The organism is Flavobacterium sp. RSB2_4_14, assembly GCF_051547085.1.
Taxonomy (GTDB): Bacteria; Bacteroidota; Bacteroidia; order Flavobacteriales; family Flavobacteriaceae; genus Flavobacterium.
Genome location: NZ_JBPTTL010000004.1, coordinates 20,830 through 43,848, shown reverse-complemented (window position 1 = coordinate 43,848; position 23,019 = coordinate 20,830). Strand labels below are relative to the sequence as shown.

Sequence of the window (23,019 nt, the reverse complement as noted above, 5' to 3'; positions counted from 1 at the left end):
TAAACTTGAAACTCCAAAACCAGAAAATCAAAACAAAATGAACATCATCATCATAGAAGACGAAAAGCCAGCAGCACGATTATTACAACGAAAAGTAGAGAAACTAGGCTTGAACGTCAATACGCTTTTACATTCTGTAGAAGAGTCAATTGATTGGTTTCAAAAAAACACGCATCCCGATTTAATCTTTCTCGACATTCAACTTTCAGATGGATTGTCTTTTGAAATTTTTGAACAAATTGATATCAAAAGTGCTGTGATTTTCACCACGGCTTATGATGAATATGCGTTGCGTGCTTTTAAATTAAACAGTATCGATTATCTTCTAAAACCCATAGATGAAGACGATTTAGAAACAGCGATTTCAAAATTTAAAAATCAATTTCAGAAAAGTGTGGTTACCAATTTGGATTTTGAAGCCATAAAACGAATGTTAGTCAACCCAATAGATAGAACCTATAAAAAAAGATTTACCATCAAAATGGGACAACAACTCAAAATGGTAAATATTGAAGAGGTAGAATGTTTTTATAGCGAAAATAAAGGAACTTATTTGCACACTTTTGATAATAGAAATTACCTTTTAGACACCACTTTAGAAGTTCTTGAAACGGAACTCGACCCTAAGGATTTCTATCGCGTTTCCCGTAAATTTATTATTCCTATGAAAGGAATAAAAGAAATTCAACTGCATAGTAATTCACGTTTAAAAGTAATTCTTCCTACTTACAAAGACGATGAGGTCATTGTAGCTCGAGAACGTGTTACTGATTTTAAAGAGTGGTTAGGTTAGTGTTTTTTTTCGGATTGCAATAAAAATAAAAATAAACAAACTGAAAACAATAAAAAATGGTACGATGTATTCAATCCAACCTAAAGGTAACATTACTGCAATAAGTAGTAACTGAAATCCCAATCCATAAATAGAAAGTAACGTCATAAACCAGTTGGGAAACGTTTTTACTTTATAGGCCTCTTTGTCTAAAGCATGAATAATTTTATCAAAAGTTCCGTACACTACAGTATAAATTCCAAATAAAATATTTACGGATTGTTGGCTTTCACCCGGCAAAGCATTAGGTGTTTTATATTCAAATATTTTACTTGTAGTATCTCCACCAACTGATTTTGTTCTCAAGATTACATAGTAATAATTATACAAAGTGCCCTGCAACTGAATGCAAATAAAAGCCAATAAAGTCAACCAAATTGTTGTTTTAGAAACATAACAAATGGTCATTAAAAACATAAAGTTTAGAATAATATCAAACACGCTATCTAAATATCTTCCCGAATATGAAGGTGTTTTTTTCAATCGTGCCAATTCGCCATCGGCAGCATCAATACCTGATTTTAAAAGGATAAAACATCCGGCAAGAAAATAATGGTCATTCAGTATGCAATAAATAGCAATCAAACCCGAAAGCCCAAAAAGTAGCGTAACATGAATAGGAGTGAAGCAGGTATTTTTTAATTGAGTAGCAAAAAATCTCCCGAAGGATCTTCCATAATCTGATAAATCTAAAAATTTATCTTGAGCGGCAAGTTTAGACATTTAAGTTAGTAAACAAGAAAATGCGACAATATAGTCTGGGTAAGCGTATTATTTTGATAATCGATGTAATGTATAAGTCATTGCTGTCAAAAGGAAGAACGCCATCACTTGATGCATTAATCCTAACCAAAGTGGAACACTATATAAAAGCGTAAAAACTCCCAAAGCAAACTGAATAAAAACAATAAACACCAAGGCATTCAAACCATTTTGTTGTTGTTGCGTAAGCGTATATTTTCTACTTTTGAAATATAAAAATAATATCAATCCAACAACAACATAAGCCATAGTTCTGTGAACAAATTGCACACCACTTTTACCTTCAGTCAAACGCAATAACCAACTTTCTTTTTCCAAAGCGATACTATCGTGGAAGAATTGCCCATCACTCATTAATGGCCAATGATTGTGTACTAATCCAGCATTCAATCCAGCAACAAAACCACCATAAATTATTTGAATTACAAGAAATACTAATGCAATTCGGGCTAATTTTTTCAACGAAATTATGATTTCCTTTTTTTCTGGATAAATCAAATCCAATGCCACCCAAAGTGTGTAGGCAAAAGTGATAAATGCAAAAGTTAAGTGCAAAGCCAAACGAAAATGACTCACATCAGGATTGTCAACTAAACCGCTTTTTACCATAAACCAACCGAAAAAACCTTGCAATGCACCCATTCCAAGAAGAATGAAACATTTGTTAATTGTTGGTCCATCAAGTTTTTTCTTTGCCATAAAATAAACAAACGGAGCCAAAAAAACTAAACCAATTATCCTTCCAATAAAACGGTGAAACCATTCCCAGAAATAAATAAATTTATAATCTGAGATTGTAAAGTCGTTGTGAATATTAATTTTTTGATACTCTGGAAACTTCTTGTATTCTTCAAAAGCGGCATTCCATTTGGCTTCAGACAAAGGCGGAAAAGTATCAGTAACCAAATGCCAATCGGTCATCGACAAACCAGAATTGGTCAAACGAGTAATGCCTCCAACGACTACCATAATAAATACTAAAACACATCCTGAAAGTAGCCAATAAATGACTGATTTGTCTTTTTTCATAATTTTTAGTTTCTGAGTGCCAGAGCTTCTGAGTAACTGAGGTGCAAATTTAAATTGCTTTTTTTCTTTTTTAGCTTAAACAAATTATAATTATCTATTAATAATTTTTAGCAATTTATTTTACTTTTTTCAATCCCAATTTAACGGCTCGTTTCAATACAAAATCATAAGCTGCTTGGTATTCATTTGGGATTTCACCTTCCAAAATGGCTTCTTTCACAGCTTCTTTTAAAATTCCAATTTCGCGTGACGGTTTTAAATCGAATATTTCCATAATTTCTTCTCCCGAAATAGGCGGTTGAAAATTACGAACATGATCGCGTTCTTCTACTTCAATAATTTTACGACGAACGATGTCAAAATTATTATGGTATTTTTTGAATTTTGTTGGATTTTTGGTAGTAATATCTGCTTCGCAAAGTGTCATCAAATTGTCCACATCTTCGCCTGCATCAAATACCAACCGACGAACTGCAGAGTCGGTCACGATATCTTCCGATAACACAATTGGTCTTGAACTCAGCATCACCATTTTTTGAACAAATTTCATTTTTTGGTTCAATGGCATGTGCAATCGTTCAAAGATTTTCTTCACCATTTTTCCGCCTAAAAATTCGTGTCCGTGAAATGTCCAACCTTGTTTTTTATTGAACTTTTTTGTGGGTGCTTTGCCAATGTCGTGCAACAAAGCCGACCATCGTAACCAAACATCATCTGTATTGGGACAAATATTATCAACCACTTCAAGCGTGTGGTAAAAGTTATTTTTATGGGTTTGACCTTCAATTTCTTCTACATTATTCAAGGCTGTTAATTCAGGAAGAATGATGTCTAACAATCCAGTTTTATAAAGATGTAAAAATCCAATGGATGGTTTTGCAGTTTCTAGAATTTTATTCAATTCATCTACAATTCGTTCACCCGAAATAATTTTGATACGTTCTTTGTTTCTCTCAATTGCGGTTAATGATTCTGCTTCAATAGTAAAATTCAATTGCGTTGCAAATCTTATGGCACGCATCATTCGTAATGGATCATCACTATAAGTAATATCAGGATTTAAAGGTGTTCTTAGGATTTTGTTTTCTAAATCTTGTAATCCGTTAAAAGGATCAACTAATTCCCCATAATTACTTTTATTCAACGAAAAAGCCAAGGCATTGATGGTAAAATCACGACGATTTTGGTCGTCTTCCAATGTTCCGTTTTCTACGATTGGATTTCGACTGTGTTCGGCATAACTTTCTTTTCGGGCACCAACAAATTCGATATCGATTTCTTTATAACGAAGCATCGCTGTTCCATAGTTTTTGAAAACCTGAACTTTGGGTTTGTTGGGTAATAATTCAGAAACTTTCTGCGCTAAATCTATTCCAGAGCCAATCGCCACAATATCGATGTCTTTCTTGAAATCGCGTTGTAACAAATAATCACGCACAAAACCTCCAATAACGTAACTCTCGAGGTTAAGTTCTTGACTTGCTTTTGAAATTATTTCAAAGATGGTATTCTTTAAGGCAGTTTTATAGTTCATTTTATTTTTTTCAAACTTGTCATTTCGACGAATGATAAATCCCATAATCCTGATAAAGTAATGAGATTCATAGTGTCTCGGAATGACAAATAAACTCTATTTACGAATAATTTTCACCTGATTATCATTCGTTAATTTGATAATCGTTGATGGTTTGTCGCAAATTTTTTCGCGATGCAAATTTACTACATAGTCCACACCATTTATAATTTCGGGTGTAATTTCTTTAAATGATTTTGGAGAAAACATTCCTGAAACATTAGCTGAAGTAGAGACTAACGGTTTTTTCAAACGTTCTAATAACTTGAAACAAAACGGTTCTTTCACAATTCTAACACCAAGTGATTTATCAGCGCCAATGAGGTTTGCAGCCACATTTCTTGGATTGTCTAATAGTAAAGTTGTTGGCTTCTCAGACAAATCAAGAATTTGCCAAGCCACTTCTGGAATTTCTTTGAAAACGTTGTACATCATTTTTTCGCCATTCATCAAAACAATCATGCTTTTAGTTTCTTCACGTTGTTTTAAGGCGTAAATTTTCTTCACCGCTTCTTCATTGGTAGCATCGCAACCAATTCCCCAAACGGTATCTGTTGGATAGAGGATGATTCCGCCATTTTGTATAACCTCAAAGGCTTTATGGATTTCTTGATTAATATTTTCCATTTAAATATTTAAATAGTCAAAAGCTTTGTTAGCAAATTTCAAATTGGTTTCACGACAATCTTCCAAAACGCCACTATAGGATTGTACTTTTTTTAAATCGGCTTCAAAATTTGAGAAAGTTGAAATCACAGGTTGGTATTTGAAATTGTAAAATTTGGAAGAATTTGGAAAAACCATCACTTTTTTACCAAGCATCAAAGACCAATACATGGCATGATAACTATCGGTTAAAATAGTATCGGTTTCACCAATGAACTTTACTACATTTTCAAAAACAGCATTATTCGCTGTAGATGGAAATTGTTCAAATTTTTTTAGAATGCTTGCATCGCTTAACGTATTTTTGTGGAAAATCATCCCGATTTCATTTTTAACTTCATGTTTTTCGTCAAAAATGGGATGCAAACAACTCACACACGGAACCCATTCTTCTTTCATACCATAGTCGCGAACGCCAACTAAACCAAATTTAGAAGTATCCACATTGTATTTAGAAATCTTTCCATAAGTGCTTTTTTCTTTAGCATTATGACCTAAACCCCAAAGCACGGTTTTCTTTCCTTTTTCGCCTAATTTTTCGAAAAGTTCCATCTGCAAATCAAAACCTTCTCGGTTCAATAATCCGCCACCACCAATAATTAGTGAATTTTTTGTGATTTTTTCAAACCAATTATCTCTTATTGCTTCGTCTCTTTTGTAGTCAAAAATATCAAGATATTTCCCTTTTAATTCTTCAAAATAATGGTGAACGCCACAATAATAATCTCCAATATTGGTTGGATCATAGCGATGTAAATTCACCACGTCAAGATTTTCTTGGGTTGGATTTTTCAAAATCCTATTGATTACTTCTTTTTTACGAGCAGTTCGATTGAAATGGGATAATTTGTTTAAAAGAAAATCAGATAACGACATTTTGTTCAATTAATTTTGGTAAAAATAATCATTTTGTTTGAGGTCTAAAAGGCAATTGGTTACTTTTACGAACAATATTACTTTATAAAAAACACAATAAACCGACGGATGTTGCTCAAAATTGTGTAATTTCCATTTTTATATTTACATGAAATTATCCATTATTATTACAACTTACAATTCAGAAGAATGGTTGCGCAAAGTGCTTCTTGGCTATACTGTTCAAACGGAGGAAGACTTTGAAATTGTAATTGCTGATGATGGTTCTACTTCCAAAACGGTTGAGGTTATTACTAGTTTTGCTGAAAAATTTAAACATCCCATTATTCATGTATGGCATGAAGACAAAGGATTCAGAAAATGCCGAATTCTAAATTCAGCCATTCTAAAATCGAATTCCGATTATTTATTATTTACCGATGGTGATTGCATTCCGAGAAAAGATTTTGTTGCTAACCATCTTAAGCAAAAAGAAAAGGGCTATTTTCTTTCTGGCGGTTATTTCAAACTTCCAATGCCCATATCAGTAGCCATTTCTGATGATGCTATTTTGAGTCAAAAGTGTTTTGGGATTTCGTGGTTATTTCAGCAAGGATTGAAAGCTAATTTTAAAGTTTTGAAACTTATGCACAATTCCTATTTTGCTGCTTTTATGAATTGGCTTACGCCAACAAAACGTTCGTGGAATGGTCACAATTCTTCGGGTTTTAAAGCAGACATTTTGGCAATAAATGGTTTTAACGAATTGTTGGATTATGGTGGTGAAGACCGTGAAATGGGCGAGCGATTATTCAATTTAGGATTATTTTCAAAACAAATTCGCTATAGCGCTATTTGTCTTCATTTAGATCATTCTAGAAGTTATGTCTATCCCGATAAGGTTGCCTATAATCTGGAAGTTAGGAAATTCAATAAAAAGAATAGAATTACCCGAATAGAAATGGGAATAGATAAACACTATTAAAAATATAAATGAAAGTTTGAGGTTGTTGATACAATTTAAAGCACTTCGAAAAGCTCATTGTTTCAAATTATTGTAAATTAGAAATATAAAATAATTATACTCAAAGCTTCAAAATAATATATAATTTTACAACGATTAATAAATTTTTATGACAGCATCTGTTATTTTTAGCACCTATAATTCAGAAGATTGGCTCGAAAAAACTATCATAGGTTTTAGTGTACAGACCTTCAAGGATTTTGAAATTATCGTTGCTGACGACGGTTCTCGTGAGGCAACAAAAGTATTAATCGACAGATTACGTAGTGAAATTTCAATTCCAATAATCCATGTTTGGCAGGAAGATAATGGTTTTCAAAAATCGCAGATTCTCAACAAAGCAATTATTGCTTCAACTTCTGATTATTTAATTTTTACAGATGGTGATTGCATACCGAGAGAAGATTTTGTCGAAGTTCATTTAAAAAACAGAGAACAAGGTTATTTTTTATCGGGTGGATATTTCAAATTGCCAATGGATATTTCCATACTAATTTCAAAAGACGATATCATCAATCAGCGATGTTTTGATTTACAATGGTTAAAAGCTAATGGATTGCCTTCAAGTTTTAAGAATATTAAATTTTTAGCTACTGGTTTAGGTTCTAAAATTTTAAATTTTGTTACACCAACCAATGCTTCGTGGAACGGTCATAATTCTTCTGGTTGGAAAACGGATTTGGTTGCTGTCAATGGGTTCAATCAGGAAATGCAATATGGAGGGCAAGATAGGGAATTGGGAGAGCGATTATTTAATAAAGGATTAAAATCCAAACAAATACGATATTCAGCAATCTGCGTTCATTTAGATCATAAACGGAGTTATGTGAACAAGGAAACCTGGAAGAAAAACTACGATATAAGAGCCAATACCCGCGCTAATAAAGTAGTTAAAACGCCAATTGGAATAGACTCAAATCTTTAACAAAACTTACTATGCGAATTTGTATAACACGTTCTAGTCGAAACGCTTACTCCGAAACTTTTATTCGGGATCAAATAGCAGTTTTTTCAAATTGGGCAGAAGTTTACACTATTCACAGTGGGCGACTTCCTGAAAAAAAAGAAGATGGAACATTACTTAATTCGAAATTGTTTTGGGGTTTGCATAAAGCGTTAAAATTAGTTTTAGGGCGAAACAATTGTTTTGGAAATTACGGTGTGAAAAAGTACCTTAAAGACAATAAAATAGAAGTTGTTTTGGCAAATTACGGAATGCCTGGCGCACACATGACACCTGTTTGCAAAGCATTGAATATTCCGTTGTTAGTCATTTTTCATGGTCACGATGCTACTGATAAAAAGCTCTTGTATGAATACCGAAATAAGTATAAGGAAATGTTTGCTTATGCCACTTATACCATTGCAGTTTCTGAAGAAATGAAAAAAAGACTGATAGCTGCAGGAGCCATTCCGGAGAAAATAAAACTTATTCCATATGGTGTTGATGTTGACAAATTCAAGCCTAACGTAAATAACGTGAACAAAAATACCTTTCTTGCTGTTGGTCGATTTACAGAAAAAAAAGGACCTTTATATACAATAAGAGCATTTTATAAAGCGTTACAGAAGTTTCCAAATGCCAAATTAGTTATGGTTGGCGGAAAAAACGGGATGTATGATGAATGCGAAAAATTAGTACAGGAGTTAAATATTGTAAATGCTGTTGATTTTACTGGAATAAAAAATTCAGATGAAATTGCAAATCTTATGGCGAATTCACTAGCATTTGTGCAACATTCTATTACTGCTTCAAACGGTGATATGGAGGGAACTCCGCTTGGTATTTTGGAAGCAAGCGCTTCGGGACTTCCAGTTGTAAGTACCTTGCATGGCGGTATAAAAGAAGCAGTAATTCACGGAAAAACAGGATTTTTGGTAGAAGAAAGAGATGAAAATACAATGGCAGATTTTATGATTCAACTTTTAGAAAATCCAACGATGGCAAAAAAAATGGGAATTAACGGTAGAAACCACATTGTTGAAAATCATTATCAGGAAAAGCAAATCAAAAAAATCTATGAGCTTGCTGAAAAAGCTATTTGTAATTAGTTTATAATTTTAATATTATTAATAAATTTTACTAATTTGTCTTTGTATAAATCCACAACTAACAAATCATACAATTGGGCAGTTTTCTTCTTCAACTTTTTAGGATGTTCATCGTTGTAAATTTCTGGATAGTAATCCAGTAAGTGTACATAGCAATAGGTGTCATCATCTTCCCTAGAGTCCCAAGATTTTCTTCTAATCCACGGACTAAAAATTGTAAATGTAGGTTTAGAAAGTGCTTTAGATATATTGGTAGCTCCGCCTTCGTTACCAATTAAGCAATCACATTGTGATAAAAGTGCTATAAAATCTCTTAAACTTTTGGCATAAAAAGAAAGATTTATTTTAGACTGTGTTCCTGGTAAACATAAATCATATATGGCTTTTACATCATCATACTGATTGGGTGTGTAATTGAATATTAATTGGACTTCGCGAGTATTTGCAATTACATCCAATGTTGCTGCCATATTTTTTGGAGGTAAACTTTTATTTTTTCCACTACCTAAAATACTAATCATGAAAATAGGTTTGGTTGTGTCGCAGTTTTCTTTGATGTCAATTTTGGCTTTGTCAATTTCTTCTTTTCTCAAGTGGATTTTAGGAAATATCATTTCCACATCTTTTCCTAAAGCCGTTTTGGAAAGTAATAGGCGATAGGCATTGGCCGCATCATGGGTTTCAGAGTCGGAATGAACATTGTGGGTATAAAAAAATCGAGTGTACGATTTATAATGACCCACTCTAATTTTTGCTCCCGAAAAATAAGCTGGTAAAATACTGTCCCATTTACAATACGCATCAATGACAATATCGTAATGGTTGTTTTTTAATGCTATTCCAAATTTGTATAAATTGAGAAATCCCTTGTGGTCATTAGGTTCAAAAAAAATGACTTTATCTATAAATGGATTGTTGTCAACTACCGCATAAGTGTTTTGTTGAATGAGATAGTGAACCTCTGCAGTTGGATAATTTCTTTTAATTGTTTCACAAATGACAGTACTGGCAAGGACATCGCCAATCATTTTGATTTGAATTACCAGTACTTTCATAAATGATATTAGATTTTAGATATTAAATATTAGATTTAAAATTTGAAATTTAATATCTGATATTAAATTAAACCGCTACGTCATATTCTCTCAACGCATCATTCAATGACGTTTTTAAATCAGTTGATGGTTTACGTTTTCCAATAATCAAAGCACAAGGCACTTGATAATCACCTGCAGCAAATGATTTAGTATAACTTCCGGGAATTACTACGGAACGAGCAGGAACAATTCCTTTATATTCTATCGGTTCGCTTCCAGTAACGTCGATAATTTTGGTGGATGCAGTCAAACATACATTGGCACCTAGCACTGCTTCTTTTTCAACGCGAACACCTTCAACTACAATGCATCTTGAACCGATAAAAGCGCCATCTTCAATAATTACTGGAGCAGCTTGCAAGGGTTCCAAAACTCCACCAATTCCAACGCCACCAGAAAGGTGAACATTTTTACCAATTTGAGCACAACTTCCAACGGTTGCCCATGTGTCTACCATCGTTCCTTCATCAACATAAGCGCCAATATTTACATAACTTGGCATCAAAATAACACCTTTGGAAATAAAAGCGCCATATCTTGCAGTTGCTGGTGGCACCACACGTATTCCTTTTTCGGCATAACCTGTTTTTAGTAACATTTTGTCGTGGTATTCAAAAATTCCAGCTTCCCAAGTTTCCATTTTTTGGATAGGGAAATACATCACTACTGCTTTTTTCACCCATTCGTTTACTTGCCAACCTTTGTCTGTTGGTTCCGCAACACGAAGTGTTCCAGCGTCCAATAAAGCGATAACTTCTCTAATCGCATTTGTTGTAGTTTCTTCTTGTAACAAAGCTCGGTTTTCCCAAGCTTTTTCTATAATTGATTGTAGAGTATTCATTTTGTTTTAGTTTGAGGCAAATATAAATCCAATTTTTAAATTAATCATTTTTGCGTGGATTGATTTTAGTAAATTTGTCAAAAAACAAATGCCAAGAATTCTAGCGATTGATTATGGGTTTAAACGCACTGGAATTGCAGTTACAGATGAATTGCAAATCATTGCTTCTGGATTAACAACTATTCCTTCTGAAACTGCTATTTCTTTTTTAACCGACTATTTTGCCAAAGAAAATGTGAGTAAAGTTTTGATTGGTGAACCCAAGCAAATGAATGGACAACCTTCGGAAAGCGCTCCAATTATTGAAAAATTTGTAACCGATTTTACAAACGCTTTTCCAACTATGAAAGTGGAAAGAGTAGATGAACGGTTTTCTTCTAAAATGGCTTTTCAAACCATGATTGATAGTGGATTGAAAAAAAAACAACGCCAAAATAAGGCGTTGTTAGATGAAATTGCAGCCACAATAATGTTACAAGATTATTTGACCAGAAAAATGATATAACCTACTAGTTTTGAATTCTGTAGTTGATACTGTTTTGATATTTATTGTAAATTATTTTATGTTGCTTGTATTGATCTGGCGTTAATATTTTTTTAATTTCCTGATTTTGATCCTTGATTATTTTGTTTACATTAGTTGTAGCTTGCGTCTGTGTCAAATCTTTATTTCTGTTAACGTCTCTTAATTTATCGGTGTATTTTTTGATAATAGCAGTATATTTTGCCTTTACCTCAGGCGACATTCCAATAGCATCAACTTCTTTGGTGTAATTTTTTTTAATTTCTTCTTTCTCTTTTGCAGTATATAATTTTTTTGTAACGACCTTATCTCCAGTTGCAGGTTTTGGGGCAGTTTGTCCAATGGCATTCAAACTAAAAATAATGGCTAGGGCTAAAACTAACTTTTTCATTGTTGTAAAATTTAAGTATTAAGATTAGTCAAATATATAAAAATCACATTAAATACTACTTCATAAATACTTAAAACTAAAAGCTATTTTTTACTTTACATAAATTCAAGTTTATCAGACTTTTTTTTTGATTACTTTTGCAAAAAAAACAATAAATGTATTTGACTACTTGTATTTGAATACACATTAAATAGATTTCAAAAATGATATTACCTATTTACGGTTATGGAGAAGCTGTACTAAGACAAGTTGCTACAGATATTTCAGCTGATTATCCCAATCTTTCAGAAATAATTTCCAACATGTATGAAACCATGTATAATGCTTATGGCGTTGGATTGGCTGCGCCACAAGTTGGATTGTCAATACGATTATTTGTGATAGATACAGAACCTTTTAGCGATAGTGACGACTTATCAAAAGAAGAGCAAGAACAATTAAAAGGTTTCAAAAGAACTTTTATTAATGCAAAAATGTTGAAAGAAGATGGTGAAGAATGGGGATTTAATGAAGGATGTTTGAGTATTCCAGAAGTTCGCGAAGATGTGTACCGTAACGAGAGAATAACCCTTGAATATTGTGATGAAAATTTTAATAAAAAGACAGAAGTTTTTGAAGGATTGATTGCTCGTGTTATTCAACATGAATATGATCATATTGAAGGTGTTTTGTTTACTGATCATCTTACGATATTGAAAAAAACATTGATTAAAAAGAAACTTCAAAATATCATGGAAGGTAAAGCTCGACCAGATTATAGAATGAAGTTTGCCAATAAAAAAGGTAAATAATTAACATTTGCTAACTAAACATTTAAATATATTTGTGCCCTAATTAAAATACTAAAATGAACGTAGAAAAAATATTAGCCATAGCCGGAAAGCCAGGATTGTTTGAATTGAAATTGCAAACCCGTTCTGGATTTTTAGCTGAATCATTATTAGATGGAAAAAAAATTACCGTTGGACTGAGAAGTAACGTTAGCTTGTTGTCTGAAATATCAGTGTATACGTATAGTGAAGAAAAACCGTTGGTTGAAATCTTGAGAGCTATTGCCATAAAAGAAAATGAAGGACCAACTATTTCTAACAAAGAAGATAACGCCAAGTTAGTGGCCTACTTCAAAGAAGTCCTTCCAGATTATGATGAAGATAGAGTGTATGTTTCTGATATCAAAAAAGTATTGAACTGGTATACTATTCTACAAGCTAAAGGTTTGGTTTCAAAAGAAGAACCTATAGTTGAGAATGCAGAAGCGGTTAAAGAGCAGGTTGTTGAGGAAATTAAAGCTCCAAAAACTTCCAAAACAAAAAAATAGTTAATTACTTCTTTATAAATTTTAATCCTATTGTTACATACAGCGATAGGATTTTTTATTTTTACAAGTAATATTAAATATCAGATATTAAATTTTAAATATCACTTTTTCATATTTTATATCAGAAATTTTAAATCTAATATTAAAATGAACTCACGTCAACAACAACTCGAAGCTTTTGGAAGATTATTAGACATCATGGATGATTTGCGTGCCAAATGTCCTTGGGATAAAAAGCAAACGCTCGAAAGTTTGCGTCATCTCACCATTGAGGAAACCTACGAGTTGGGCGATGCCATTTTGAATAATGATTTACAAGAAATCAAAAAAGAGTTGGGCGATTTGCTATTGCACATTGTTTTTTATGCCAAAATAGGAAGCGAAACAAAAGAAAGTTCTTCATCGCTCACTACGGGTTTTGACATAGCCGATGTGTGTAATGAAATTTGTGATAAATTAATCCATCGTCACCCACATATTTATGGTGATGTTGTGGTTGCCGATGAAGAAGAAGTAAAACAAAACTGGGAAAAACTAAAACTCAAAGAAGGTAAAAAGTCTGTGCTGGAAGGCGTTCCAAAAGGATTACCTGCTTTGGTCAAAGCCAGTCGGATTCAAGATAAAGTAAAAGGCGTAGGATTTGATTGGGAAGAACCGCACCAAGTTTGGGACAAAGTGCAAGAGGAATTACAAGAATTGCAAGTTGAGGTTCAGTCAGGCAATCAAGATAAAATTGAGGCCGAGTTTGGCGATGTGTTATTTTCGATGATAAATTACGCCCGATTTCTAAACGTAAATCCAGAAGACGCCTTGGAACGCACCAATAAAAAATTCATCAAACGTTTTCAATATTTAGAGAGTAAAGCTGGCGAGCTTGGCAAACCATTAATGGATATGACCTTGGCTGAAATGGATATTTTTTGGGAAGAAGCAAAGAAAATTTAGTGTTTAGTCATTTTTTTCCTCTAACTTCCTACTTCCTACTTCCAAACATATTTTACTATATTTGAAAACTAACAAACCAATAAACCAACTTTATGTCTGAAAAACACCATTTACAACGCTCATTAGGATTAATTGATGCCACCAGTATTGTTGCAGGTTCCATGATAGGTTCAGGAATTTTTGTGGTAACTACATTCATGGCGCGCGATTTAGGTTCAGCAGCATGGATTTTAGTCACTTGGTTAATCACTGGTTTATTGACCATGTCTGCTGCGTTGAGTTATGGCGAATTAGCAGGAATGATGCCCAAAGCTGGCGGACAATATGTGTATATTCAGCGTGCTTATGGGAAATTAGTTTCGTTCTTGTATGGATGGACTGTTTTTACCGTAATTCAAACGGGTGTGATTGCCGCTGTAGCCGTAACGTTTGCTAATTATACCGCTGTTTTTTTTCCTTTTTTGGAAAATAAAATTTTTACTGTTGGCGATGGTTTTGCTTTTAGAAACAGTCAAGTATTGGCTATGTTTAGTATTGTTTTACTCACTTATATCAATACCAAAGGAGTAAAAAACGGAAAAGTAATTCAGTTGGTTTTTACCTCTGCCAAGTTAATTGCGCTGTTTGCTTTGATAATTTTTGGATTGTATATTGGTTTTCATACGGATACTTTTTCCAATAATTTCAATAACATGTGGGATGCACACAAAACGGTTTTAGATGAAGCTACGCAAACCGTTACGGTAACCAAACTAACAGGAATAGCGATTGTTGGAGCAGTTGGCGCCACTATTATTAACTCCTTGTTTTCGAGTGATGCTTGGAATAATGTAACGTTTATTGCGGGTGAAATTAAAGACCCAAAGAAAAATATTCCGCGTAGTTTATTCCTAGGAACTTTGATAGTAACTATCATTTATATTTTGGCCAACATTGCTTACTTAGCATTATTACCCTTAAACGGAATTCCAAACGGAACAATTGTTGAAAACGGAATCATGTTTGCCAGTCAGAATAGAGTAGGTGCAGCAGCAGCGAATATCATCATGGGTAATATTGGTGTTTTTGTAATGGCAGGTTTGATTATGGTTTCCACTTTTGGGTGTAATAGTGGTTTGATTTTATCTGGTGGAAGATTGTTTTATGCCATGGCAAAAGATAGTTTATTCTTTAAAAAAGCCGGCGAATTAAACAATCACGATGTTCCCGAAAAAGCACTTTGGTTTCAATGTATTTGGGCTTGTTTGCTTTGTATTTCTGGTAAATATGGTGATTTGTTGACCTATGCTACTTTTGCTTCTTTGTTGTTTTATATTCTCACTATTTATGGAATATTTATTCTCAGAAAAAAAGAACCCGATGCCGAAAGACCTTATAAAGCGTTTGGATATCCCATCATTCCAGCGTTATATATTGTAGTTACTGCCGCCATTTGTGTTACGCTTTTAATTTATGATACTACTAATACAGGTTTAGGATTGGTGATTGTAGCTTTGGGAGTTCCTGTTTACTATTTGTTTATGCACAAGAAAGAGTAGCAAAAAAAATCCCTCGATTTGTAGTTTCAAATCGAGGGAATTTTTAAATAAAATTTAATTTTATGTTTCTATTACGAATCGAGTGGTTTGATAGCTGCAAAATTATATTTCACATTATAAAACCATTAAGTAAATTTAGTTTCATTAAGTCTTAATTTGCTTAAATTGCTTAATGGTTTAAAATTTTGTGCTCAATGTTTCTAAAAAAATTCTATTTGGTTTTACCCACATAATTCGTGGTAAAACCAATTTTATTATTGTTTTGGTGCTGGAGCCACTTCTAACAATTCAATTTCAAAAATGATATTAGCGTTTGGTGGAATGACATTTCCTGCACCTCTTTCTCCATAACCCAACTTTGAAGGAATATAGATAAGCGCTTTGTCACCAAAACTCATCATGCTTAATCCTTCAATAAAACCAGGAATTAAACCATCTTTTTTTCCATATTCAAAAGGAAATGGTTGGTAACCATTTTGTTTCGCTCTGTTTTCGTCGAATTTACCACACTCTTTATTAACTGATTCATAGCTACTATCAAAAAGACTTCCATCTTCAAGATAACCTGCGTAATGAATATAAACCGTTGTACCATCGGCAGGTTTTTTCCCAGTTCCTTTTTGAGTAATTATGTATCGTAAACCTGATGCAGTTTCTGTTGCTTTCGCTTTTGTATCTGTTAGGTATTTTGCTTTAGCGGCAATAACCGGACCATATTTTGCTGTGTATTCTGCTTTTTTGGCAGCTTCGGCTTCGGCTTGTTTTTTTCTATTTTCTTCTGCTAAAGCAGCTTCTTTAGCATCATCTCCTGCTTTGTTTGCCATATAATCGGCAAATGTTTTAGTTGCATCAAATTTCTTTGCCTCAGTACCTTTTCTAACGATAGTTACTTTTTTGATTACATCATCTTGTTTGATGGCATTAACAACATCTTGTCCAGTAACTACGCTACCAAAAACAGTGTGTTTTCCGTCTAACCAAGGCGTTTCTTTATGAGTGATAAAGAATTGTGAACCATTTGTTTTCGGACCAGAATTGGCCATTGATAAAATTCCTGGACGATTGTGTTTTAAATCGGCAACAAATTCATCCTTGAAAGCATATCCTGGTCCACCAGAACCGTTTCCTTGTGGATCACCACCTTGTATCATAAAATCAGCAATCACTCTGTGGAATTTTAATCCATCATAAAATGGTTTTCCTTTTAGTTTTTCATCAGTAACAGCCGTGTTTGTTCCTTCAACTAAAGAGATGAAGTTGGCTACTGTAATTGGTGTTTTTTGGTATTCTAATTTTAAAACAATTTTTCCTTTGTCGGTGTCAATTTCTGCAAAAATACCTTGATCAGCAGTTGTCGCTGTTTTTTTTTGTGTAGTTGTAGTGGGTTTAGCAGCTGGTTTTTTGGTAGTTTGTGCGGTAGCTCCAAACATTCCCAAGCAAATAAAAAGAATAATGTTTAACTTTATTTTACTCATGGTTTTAAATTTATTTTTATTGTATTCGTTAATCTTCGATTTCATAATATATTAATTTTAGATTTATTATTTATTTTTCAATTCTACTTCAAATATCAAATCGGCATTTGGAGGTATCACATTTCCTGCGCCTTGTTCTCCAAAACCTATTTGATAAGGGATGAAAAAAACTGCTTTTTCTCCCATTTTCATTTTTCCTAAACCTTCAACAAAACCGGGAATCATTTTATTTGAACCCATTTCATAAGGCAAAGGAATATAGCCATTTTGACTTGCTCTTTGTGCATCAAATTTACCGAACTGTTTTGCAATTTCCGACTCGCTAGTATCAAAAAGTGTTCCATCTTCAAGATATCCAGCATAGTTTATAAATACCATCGAACCTTGTTTGGGTTTCTCACCGTTTGATTTTTGAATGATATTAAATTGTAAACCACTGGTTGTTTTCGTAGCCGATTTTTTTAATTGATTAAAATAGGCGACTTTTTTTTCTATTATAGCTTTAAATTTTTGATCATAGATTTTTTTGTTTTCGGCATCAATAAATTTTTGCTTTTTTTCGTTTTCGATTTCGGCTTTGAAATAATCACTAAAAACTTTTACGGCATCAAACTTTTTGACATCTTCTCCTTTTCTAATGATAGTAACCGTTTTCATTAAATCGCCTTGTGTAATGGTATTAACCACATCCATGCCTTCAACAACATGACCAAAAACCGTATGTTTTCCGTCAAGCCAAGGTGTTTCTACATGAGTGATAAAAAATTGACTACTATTGGTTTTTGGACCAGAGTTTGCCATGGATAAAATCCCAGGTTTGTTGTGTTTTAAATCGGTGATTTCATCGATGAATTTATAGCCAGCATCACCAGAACCATTACCTAATGGATCGCCAGTTTGTATCATAAAATCTGCAATTACTCTGTGATATTGTAGTCCGTTAAAGAATGGTTTTCCTCTAAAATCTTCGGTTACAAATGGATTTTTGCCTTCGGCTAAAGTGATGAAATTGGCAACAGTAACAGGTGCTTTCTTATATTCAAGTGCTACAATAATAGTTCCTTTTGATGTTTCAATTTCGGCATACAAACCATCTTTTAAGTTTTTATGTTCGTCTTTGCAAGAACTAAAAATTAGTGCTACAAAAGCTAATAAAAGACAAATTGTTTTCTTCATTATAATAAAAATTAATTTTCGGTTTTTACTTTATTTTCGGGTTTAAAATCGTTCAGCGTCACGGTACAAATTAGCGGTTGATTAGAACCTATTCTTTTATTATCTCCGTGATAACCATACGCCATATGCGATGGAAACAAGAAGGTAACTTTTTCATTTTTACGCATTAGTTTTATACCATCTCGCAAACCCATCATGATATTTTGTTTGTCAACTTTATAGGTTTGTGGACGCAATTCTACTTCTGAATACACCACATTTCCTTTGAAATCTTTTATTTCATATTCAAACTCGGCAATGTCTCCTTTTCTTGGTCTTAAAGTATCGCTTTCATTCTTTGTTTCATAATGATACCAATATCCTTTTTTGGAAGCAATATATTCTATTTGAGGATTGCTTTTTATAATGGAATCTATTTTGCTTTCTTCACCAGCATTTAATTTTTTGTTACGTTCGATAGATTCTTTCATGAAAGTACCCGAAGAACGTGAAATTGGCATTCTAGCTTGTTGTTGTTTGCAACTTAAGATGGCTACAAAAATCAATAATAGTAAAGCAATTTTTGAACTATTTTTCATTTTTAGATTGTTGTTTTTGAAATTAAATTTTCAAATTTATTGATTGTTTCCTTCATGCTTAAATAGGATTTTCCTCCAGCAGCATTAATATGTCCACCACCATTAAAATGGTCTCGGGCAAATTGATTTACATCAAAACTACCTTGAGAACGGAATGATATTTTGATGATATTTTCATCTCTATGCTCAATAAAAATAGCAGCAAAGTGTATACCTTTTATCGTTAATCCATAATTTACTATTCCTTCTGTATCACCTTTTTCATAATGAAATTCATCCAATTCTTTTTGCGAAAGCGTAATATAGGAAGTCTTATAATCTGGTAAAACTTTCATGTTTTGTAATGCTCTACCCAAAAGTTGCAAACGGTTATACGAATTATTATCAAAAAGTTGGTTGTGAATTTCACTATTCTCAATTCCAATGTCAATCAAATCGGCAACAATTCTGTGTGTTGTGCTGGTTGTGGAAGGAAATCGAAACGAACCCGAATCAGTAGTAATTCCAGTATAAATGCAAGTCGCGATCGTTTTATCAATCAATTCTTTTTTGTCAAGATAAGAAATGAAATTAAAAATCATTTCACACGTAGAACCAAAAATTGTATTTGAATAGGTGAAAGTAGCAAAAGTATCTGGCTTTTGATGATGATCAATCATAATCATAGGAACAGTCAGTTTGTTCAATACTTGTTCCATTTCGCCAGTTCGGTGTAAGGCATTAAAATCTAAGGTGAAAACTATGTCAGATTCTTGCAAAACTTTGGTACAATTTTCTTTGTCATTTTCGTAAATCAAAACCGTTTCCGAACTGGGTAACCAAGCAAGAAAATTTGGAAAATCATTTGGCGAAATAACGGTGGGATAATGATTTAATTTTAAAAGAAAATGATACAATGCTAAAGTTGAACCCATCGCGTCTCCATCGGGACTTCGATGTGGAATTATGGCAATTTTTTTTGGCGTAGCTAATAAATTTTGAATAGCAAAAATATCTTCTTTTTTCATAGTTGGCGAAGTTACATTTTTTTCAGGAATTGAAAATTATTTAGCAACAAAAAGACCAAACCACACTGCAAAAAGACCTAGAATAATACTCAAAGCTATGTAGCCAAAAGCTAGTATTGTATTATTACTTTGAAAGAGATTTATATTTTCTATTCCAAAAGCGGAGAAAGTGGTAAAGCCTCCACAAAATCCAGTTACTAAAAACCATTTTAGATTGCTATCGTTTAATTGATTTTTGGCTAAAATTCCAATGAATAAACCTATTAGAAAACAACCCAAAATATTAGCGATAAATGTGGCTAAAGGAAAATGATTGGACCAAAATTTTGATACTAAAATCGTAGTCAAAAAACGTAATACACTTCCAATAGCACCACCAATTGCAATATAAATAATCGTTTTGATCATTTTTGATTTAGGATTTAGGAATTAGGAATTAGGATTTCGTTTATTTCTATCAGCTGAACTTTGGAATTTGGAATTTTCTTTTTTGGAATTTCCAAAATCTGCTTTAGCCGACTTTGGCAAACTTGCTTCTTCAGTTTTACTAGAAGGTTCGATGAGTTTGTTCAACTGTTTGATTTCATCATCGGTTAAATCTCGATACCGACCAACATGAACATCTAGTGAAATATTGATTATTCGCGTTCTTTTCAAAGCGGTGACTTCATAATCAAGATACTCACACATTCTTCTGATTTGTCGATTCAATCCCTGTGTCAAGATAATTCGGAACACATATTTACTGATTTGTTCGACTTTACATTTTCGTGTTACCGTATCCAAAATCGGAATTCCGTTGCTCATTTTTTCGATAAATCTATCAGTAATTGGTCGATTAACCGTTACAACATATTCTTTTTCGTGATTGTTTCGAGCACGTAAAATTTTGTTGACAATATCTCCATCGTTGGTCATAAAGATAAGACCTTCACTGGCTTTGTCTAATCGTCCAATGGGGAAAATTCGCTTGGGATAATTGATGTAATCCACGATGTTATCTCGCACATTTTGATTAGTAGTACATTCAATCCCAACAGGTTTGTTAAAAGCCAAATAAACTGGTTTTTCTGTTTTTTCTCGTACTAATTTCCCATCCACACGCACTTCATCAGTTGGAGAAACTTTGGTTCCCATTTCAGGAACAACGCCATTGATGGTTATTCGTCCTTCTTCTAATAATTTGTCCGCTTCACGACGAGAACAAAATCCACATTCGGAAAGGAATTTATTGATACGTGTTTGGTTAGTTTCCATAGGGCAAATATACTATAATTTGAGAATACTAATTCTTGATAACTCGTTGATAAATTAGTTTCAAAAAAGCGAAAAAATGGTTGTAGGTTTTCAGATTTTGCTATTTTTACCAACATGAATATACAAGGAAAACTAATTATAATAGGTGGTGCTGTTGATAAAGGCAGTTTCACCGAAACACATTTGGACAAAAGTGCTTCGAAAAATTTAAATTTCTTTGAAGAAGGAATTTTAAAACGTATCATAAAGGAGTCTAAAAACAAAGAATTATCAAGGATTGAAGTAATAACTACTGCTTCAAAAATCCCACGAGAAATAGGGCCAGAATATGTTAAAGCGTTCAATTATTTGGGTGCCAATAACGTTGATGTTATTCACATTGAAAGAAGAGAACAAGCTTCAGAAGAGGAGATTTTGAATAGATTGAAAGCTGCCGATGTGGTTATGTTTACTGGTGGTGATCAACTAAGATTGACTTCTATTCTTGGTGGAACGCCATTTGATGATGTTTTAATCAAAAAATACCGCACAGAAGATTTTGTGTATGCAGGAACTTCTGCTGGCGCAGCTGCAGCTTCTAATAATATGATTTATCAAGGAAGTAGTCATGAAGCCTTGTTAAAAGGAGAAGTAAAAATAACCTCTGGACTTGGTCTTATTGACGATGTAATTATTGACACTCATTTTGTTCAAAGAGGCAGAATTGGGAGATTGTTTCAAGCCGTTGTTGGCAATCCAAAAGTACTCGGTATTGGACTTGGAGAAGATACAGGTTTGTTGATTACCAATGGCAGACAAATGGAAGCTTTGGGTTCAGGACTAGTTATTTTGGTTGATGGAAGAGAGATAAAAGATACTAATTTGACGCAAGTAGAATTAGGACAACCCATTTCAATCAATCATTTGGTTACGCATGTTATGAGTAAAAACGATACTTTCGATTTGGATACTTTTAAAATGACGATTAAAAGTTCTCAATACGTTTAATGATAAGTTAAACTCAAAAAAATAATTTTGGAACACAGATTATAGAAATTATATCAAATGTAAAAATTTCTAAAAATCTGTGTTCTTTTTAATTTTAAGTTATGTCAAAAATAATAATACACGGCGGATTTTTCTCTGAATCATCAACCAATCAGGAAACTAAAATAGCCAAACAGCAAGCGTTACTTCGTATTGTAAAAGATTCTTATAATTATCTAGAAACACATTCGGCGCTCGAAACAGTAGTTTATGCTGTGTCACTTTTGGAAGATGATGCATTATTCAATGCTGGTATTGGATCTCAAATTCAAAGTGATGGAAAAATTAGAATGAGTGCCGCTTTGATGGATGGTTCAACCATGAAAATGAGCGGTGTGATTAATATTGAAGAAGTCAAAAATCCAGTTCAAGTGGCGCAAGTTTTATTGAATTATGATGATAAAGTGTTGGGAGGAAGTGGAGCAACCAATTTTGCTAGACAACATGGTTTTGAAAAATTCTCCACCGAAATTCCGCAAAGAAAAGCGGAATATGAAGCCAAATTAAAAGCAACAGGAATAGGAACTGTAGGTTGTGTCGCTTTAGATAGCAACGGAAAAATTGCAGTGGCCACTTCCACTGGTGGAAAAGGATTTGAAATACCCGGAAGAATATCGGACTCTGCAACCGTAGCAGGAAATTATTGCAATGAATTTTGTGGTGTAAGTTTAACAGGAGTAGGCGAAGACATTGTGAGTGGAGCAGTAGCTGCCAAAATTGTAACTCGAGTTACCGATGGTTTTCCACTTGAAAAAGCGTTTGAAAAAACTTTTAATGAGTTAAAACCTTTTGATGGTTTTGCGGGTGCGATTGCTATTGAAAAAAATGGGAATATCTATCACCAAGACTCACATCCAAGTATGGTTTTTGCCAGTTTTGACGGAATTAATTCAGCAGTTTTTAATTAGTAAATAAAAAAATTAAAACTTACTAAATCCCAATTTTACAGATTGGGATTTTTTTGTTTTATAAATAAGAAAATTAAAGCGGTATGATAAATATCAGATTATTTAAAAACTATAGTCTTAAATTTGTTACTTATTATTCCTTCAAC

The 23,019-nt window shown here is 33.2% G+C and carries 25 protein-coding genes; 11 read left to right on the top strand and 14 right to left on the bottom strand.

Going from position 1 to position 23,019, the window contains the following annotated elements; translation table 11 throughout:
• The first annotated feature begins 37 nt into the window (after positions 1-37).
• A complete protein-coding gene (locus ACSVH2_RS09255) occupies positions 38-793 on the top strand; it encodes a LytR/AlgR family response regulator transcription factor (protein WP_438092887.1) in 756 nt (251 codons plus the stop codon).
• Here ACSVH2_RS09255 and ACSVH2_RS09250 read toward each other — a convergent pair.
• From ACSVH2_RS09250 to ACSVH2_RS09230, 5 genes are all read right to left on the bottom strand, one after another.
• Entirely contained in the window at positions 785-1,555 is a 771-nt protein-coding gene (locus tag ACSVH2_RS09250; protein WP_438092886.1) for a CDP-alcohol phosphatidyltransferase family protein, read from the bottom strand. The two genes, ACSVH2_RS09255 and ACSVH2_RS09250, sit on opposite strands and share 9 nt — an antisense overlap.
• 48 nt (positions 1,556-1,603) lie before the next feature.
• On the bottom strand, positions 1,604-2,626 hold the full coding sequence (locus tag ACSVH2_RS09245) for a COX15/CtaA family protein (protein ID WP_438093024.1): 1,023 nt from the start codon (positions 2,624-2,626) through the stop codon (positions 1,604-1,606).
• 112 nt (positions 2,627-2,738) lie between these two features.
• A complete protein-coding gene (locus ACSVH2_RS09240) occupies positions 2,739-4,157 on the bottom strand; it encodes a CCA tRNA nucleotidyltransferase (RefSeq protein ID WP_438092885.1) in 1,419 nt (472 codons plus the stop codon).
• 96 nt (positions 4,158-4,253) lie between these two features.
• Positions 4,254-4,823 (bottom strand): L-threonylcarbamoyladenylate synthase, encoded by a 570-nt coding sequence (locus ACSVH2_RS09235; protein ID WP_438092884.1) that lies wholly within the window; start codon positions 4,821-4,823, stop codon positions 4,254-4,256.
• Complete coding sequence (locus ACSVH2_RS09230) at positions 4,824-5,738, bottom strand: polysaccharide pyruvyl transferase family protein (RefSeq protein WP_438092883.1); 915 nt, start codon at positions 5,736-5,738, stop codon at positions 4,824-4,826.
• Positions 5,739-5,886: 148 nt separating this feature from the next.
• Here ACSVH2_RS09230 and ACSVH2_RS09225 point away from each other — a divergent pair, with 148 nt between their 5' ends.
• The 3 genes from ACSVH2_RS09225 to ACSVH2_RS09215 all read left to right on the top strand — a co-directional run bounded on the left by ACSVH2_RS09225 (position 5,887) and on the right by ACSVH2_RS09215 (position 8,793).
• On the top strand, positions 5,887-6,702 hold the full coding sequence (locus ACSVH2_RS09225; protein WP_438092882.1) for a glycosyltransferase family 2 protein: 816 nt from the start codon (positions 5,887-5,889) through the stop codon (positions 6,700-6,702).
• A 148-nt stretch (positions 6,703-6,850) separates the two neighbouring features.
• A complete protein-coding gene (locus ACSVH2_RS09220) occupies positions 6,851-7,666 on the top strand; it encodes a glycosyltransferase family 2 protein (protein WP_438092881.1) in 816 nt (271 codons plus the stop codon).
• An 11-nt stretch (positions 7,667-7,677) separates the two neighbouring features.
• Positions 7,678-8,793, top strand: coding sequence for a glycosyltransferase (locus ACSVH2_RS09215; protein WP_438092880.1), 1,116 nt, complete (start codon positions 7,678-7,680; stop codon positions 8,791-8,793).
• On the opposite strand, the gene ACSVH2_RS09210 is transcribed toward ACSVH2_RS09215, so the two are convergent.
• Together ACSVH2_RS09210 and ACSVH2_RS09205 are read right to left on the bottom strand one after the other, a co-directional pair.
• Positions 8,790-9,848, bottom strand: coding sequence for a glycosyltransferase family 9 protein (locus ACSVH2_RS09210; protein WP_438092879.1), 1,059 nt, complete (start codon positions 9,846-9,848; stop codon positions 8,790-8,792). The two genes, ACSVH2_RS09215 and ACSVH2_RS09210, sit on opposite strands and share 4 nt — an antisense overlap.
• Before the next feature lie 67 nt (positions 9,849-9,915).
• Complete coding sequence (locus tag ACSVH2_RS09205) at positions 9,916-10,731, bottom strand: 2,3,4,5-tetrahydropyridine-2,6-dicarboxylate N-succinyltransferase (RefSeq protein ID WP_438092878.1); 816 nt, start codon at positions 10,729-10,731, stop codon at positions 9,916-9,918.
• A gap of 88 nt (positions 10,732-10,819) precedes the next feature.
• On the opposite strand from ACSVH2_RS09205, the gene ruvX reads away from it, so the two are divergent.
• A complete protein-coding gene (ruvX, locus tag ACSVH2_RS09200) occupies positions 10,820-11,236 on the top strand; it encodes a Holliday junction resolvase RuvX (RefSeq protein ID WP_438092877.1) in 417 nt (138 codons plus the stop codon).
• Positions 11,237-11,240: 4 nt separating this feature from the next.
• Here the strand turns inward: ruvX and ACSVH2_RS09195 are convergent, their stop codons facing one another.
• Complete coding sequence (locus ACSVH2_RS09195) at positions 11,241-11,645, bottom strand: hypothetical protein (protein ID WP_438092876.1); 405 nt, start codon at positions 11,643-11,645, stop codon at positions 11,241-11,243.
• Between the two features lie 203 nt (positions 11,646-11,848).
• Here ACSVH2_RS09195 and def point away from each other — a divergent pair, with 203 nt between their 5' ends.
• The 4 genes from def (at position 11,849) to ACSVH2_RS09175 (ending at position 15,446) form a co-directional block, all read left to right on the top strand.
• On the top strand, positions 11,849-12,436 hold the full coding sequence (gene def, locus ACSVH2_RS09190) for a peptide deformylase (RefSeq protein WP_438092875.1): 588 nt from the start codon (positions 11,849-11,851) through the stop codon (positions 12,434-12,436).
• Between the two features lie 56 nt (positions 12,437-12,492).
• Positions 12,493-12,963, top strand: a complete 471-nt coding sequence (locus ACSVH2_RS09185; protein ID WP_438092874.1) for a DUF5606 family protein — start codon at positions 12,493-12,495, stop codon at positions 12,961-12,963.
• Between the two features lie 147 nt (positions 12,964-13,110).
• Positions 13,111-13,908 carry a nucleoside triphosphate pyrophosphohydrolase gene (gene mazG / locus ACSVH2_RS09180; RefSeq protein ID WP_438092873.1) on the top strand — a complete coding sequence of 266 codons (798 nt, stop codon included), beginning with the start codon at positions 13,111-13,113 and terminating at the stop codon, positions 13,906-13,908.
• A 92-nt stretch (positions 13,909-14,000) separates the two neighbouring features.
• The gene (locus ACSVH2_RS09175) at positions 14,001-15,446 is read left to right on the top strand and encodes an APC family permease (RefSeq protein ID WP_438092872.1); all 1,446 of its coding nucleotides are present in this window, start codon (positions 14,001-14,003) and stop codon (positions 15,444-15,446) included.
• Positions 15,447-15,700: 254 nt separating this feature from the next.
• Here the strand turns inward: ACSVH2_RS09175 and ACSVH2_RS09170 are convergent, their stop codons facing one another.
• From ACSVH2_RS09170 to rluF, 6 genes are read right to left on the bottom strand one after another with little or no spacing between them, the layout of a single operon-like run.
• A complete protein-coding gene (locus tag ACSVH2_RS09170) occupies positions 15,701-16,966 on the bottom strand; it encodes a peptidylprolyl isomerase (protein ID WP_438092871.1) in 1,266 nt (421 codons plus the stop codon).
• A gap of 21 nt (positions 16,967-16,987) precedes the next feature.
• Positions 16,988-18,097, bottom strand: coding sequence for a peptidylprolyl isomerase (locus ACSVH2_RS09165; RefSeq protein ID WP_438092870.1), 1,110 nt, complete (start codon positions 18,095-18,097; stop codon positions 16,988-16,990).
• A gap of 11 nt (positions 18,098-18,108) precedes the next feature.
• Positions 18,109-18,675 (bottom strand): gliding motility-associated peptidyl-prolyl isomerase GldI, encoded by a 567-nt coding sequence (gldI, locus tag ACSVH2_RS09160; RefSeq protein WP_438092869.1) that lies wholly within the window; start codon positions 18,673-18,675, stop codon positions 18,109-18,111.
• Between the two features lie 2 nt (positions 18,676-18,677).
• Positions 18,678-19,682, bottom strand: coding sequence for a DHH family phosphoesterase (locus tag ACSVH2_RS09155; protein ID WP_438092868.1), 1,005 nt, complete (start codon positions 19,680-19,682; stop codon positions 18,678-18,680).
• 36 nt (positions 19,683-19,718) lie between these two features.
• Positions 19,719-20,090: a fluoride efflux transporter CrcB gene (crcB, locus tag ACSVH2_RS09150; protein WP_438092867.1), complete on the bottom strand. Its 372-nt coding sequence runs from the start codon at positions 20,088-20,090 to the stop codon at positions 19,719-19,721.
• 21 nt (positions 20,091-20,111) lie between these two features.
• A complete protein-coding gene (rluF, locus tag ACSVH2_RS09145; RefSeq protein WP_438092866.1) occupies positions 20,112-20,939 on the bottom strand; it encodes a 23S rRNA pseudouridine(2604) synthase RluF in 828 nt (275 codons plus the stop codon).
• A gap of 114 nt (positions 20,940-21,053) precedes the next feature.
• On the opposite strand from rluF, the gene ACSVH2_RS09140 reads away from it, so the two are divergent.
• Both ACSVH2_RS09140 and ACSVH2_RS09135 read left to right on the top strand, forming a co-directional pair.
• Positions 21,054-21,926 (top strand): cyanophycinase, encoded by an 873-nt coding sequence (locus ACSVH2_RS09140; protein WP_438092865.1) that lies wholly within the window; start codon positions 21,054-21,056, stop codon positions 21,924-21,926.
• A gap of 101 nt (positions 21,927-22,027) precedes the next feature.
• The gene (locus ACSVH2_RS09135; protein WP_438092864.1) at positions 22,028-22,873 is read left to right on the top strand and encodes an isoaspartyl peptidase/L-asparaginase; all 846 of its coding nucleotides are present in this window, start codon (positions 22,028-22,030) and stop codon (positions 22,871-22,873) included.
• The last annotated feature ends 146 nt before the right edge of the window (positions 22,874-23,019 follow it).

Coding starts and splice junctions, on each gene's coding strand:
- ACSVH2_RS09215 (WP_438092880.1), top strand. CDS start 7,678: ATGCGAATTTGTATAACACGTTCTAGTCGAAACGCTTACTCCGAAACT.
- ruvX (WP_438092877.1), top strand. CDS start 10,820: ATGCCAAGAATTCTAGCGATTGATTATGGGTTTAAACGCACTGGAATT.
- ACSVH2_RS09185 (WP_438092874.1), top strand. CDS start 12,493: ATGAACGTAGAAAAAATATTAGCCATAGCCGGAAAGCCAGGATTGTTT.
- ACSVH2_RS09205 (WP_438092878.1), bottom strand. CDS start 10,731: ATGAATACTCTACAATCAATTATAGAAAAAGCTTGGGAAAACCGAGCT.
- ACSVH2_RS09135 (WP_438092864.1), top strand. CDS start 22,028: ATGTCAAAAATAATAATACACGGCGGATTTTTCTCTGAATCATCAACC.
- mazG (WP_438092873.1), top strand. CDS start 13,111: ATGAACTCACGTCAACAACAACTCGAAGCTTTTGGAAGATTATTAGAC.
- ACSVH2_RS09195 (WP_438092876.1), bottom strand. CDS start 11,645: ATGAAAAAGTTAGTTTTAGCCCTAGCCATTATTTTTAGTTTGAATGCC.
- crcB (WP_438092867.1), bottom strand. CDS start 20,090: ATGATCAAAACGATTATTTATATTGCAATTGGTGGTGCTATTGGAAGT.
- ACSVH2_RS09240 (WP_438092885.1), bottom strand. CDS start 4,157: ATGAACTATAAAACTGCCTTAAAGAATACCATCTTTGAAATAATTTCA.
- gldI (WP_438092869.1), bottom strand. CDS start 18,675: ATGAAAAATAGTTCAAAAATTGCTTTACTATTATTGATTTTTGTAGCC.
- ACSVH2_RS09165 (WP_438092870.1), bottom strand. CDS start 18,097: ATGAAGAAAACAATTTGTCTTTTATTAGCTTTTGTAGCACTAATTTTT.
- ACSVH2_RS09220 (WP_438092881.1), top strand. CDS start 6,851: ATGACAGCATCTGTTATTTTTAGCACCTATAATTCAGAAGATTGGCTC.
- ACSVH2_RS09140 (WP_438092865.1), top strand. CDS start 21,054: ATGAATATACAAGGAAAACTAATTATAATAGGTGGTGCTGTTGATAAA.
- ACSVH2_RS09255 (WP_438092887.1), top strand. CDS start 38: ATGAACATCATCATCATAGAAGACGAAAAGCCAGCAGCACGATTATTA.
- ACSVH2_RS09155 (WP_438092868.1), bottom strand. CDS start 19,682: ATGAAAAAAGAAGATATTTTTGCTATTCAAAATTTATTAGCTACGCCA.
- ACSVH2_RS09210 (WP_438092879.1), bottom strand. CDS start 9,848: ATGAAAGTACTGGTAATTCAAATCAAAATGATTGGCGATGTCCTTGCC.
- ACSVH2_RS09250 (WP_438092886.1), bottom strand. CDS start 1,555: ATGTCTAAACTTGCCGCTCAAGATAAATTTTTAGATTTATCAGATTAT.
- rluF (WP_438092866.1), bottom strand. CDS start 20,939: ATGGAAACTAACCAAACACGTATCAATAAATTCCTTTCCGAATGTGGA.
- ACSVH2_RS09230 (WP_438092883.1), bottom strand. CDS start 5,738: ATGTCGTTATCTGATTTTCTTTTAAACAAATTATCCCATTTCAATCGA.
- ACSVH2_RS09235 (WP_438092884.1), bottom strand. CDS start 4,823: ATGGAAAATATTAATCAAGAAATCCATAAAGCCTTTGAGGTTATACAA.
- ACSVH2_RS09225 (WP_438092882.1), top strand. CDS start 5,887: ATGAAATTATCCATTATTATTACAACTTACAATTCAGAAGAATGGTTG.
- ACSVH2_RS09175 (WP_438092872.1), top strand. CDS start 14,001: ATGTCTGAAAAACACCATTTACAACGCTCATTAGGATTAATTGATGCC.
- def (WP_438092875.1), top strand. CDS start 11,849: ATGATATTACCTATTTACGGTTATGGAGAAGCTGTACTAAGACAAGTT.
- ACSVH2_RS09170 (WP_438092871.1), bottom strand. CDS start 16,966: ATGAAATCGAAGATTAACGAATACAATAAAAATAAATTTAAAACCATG.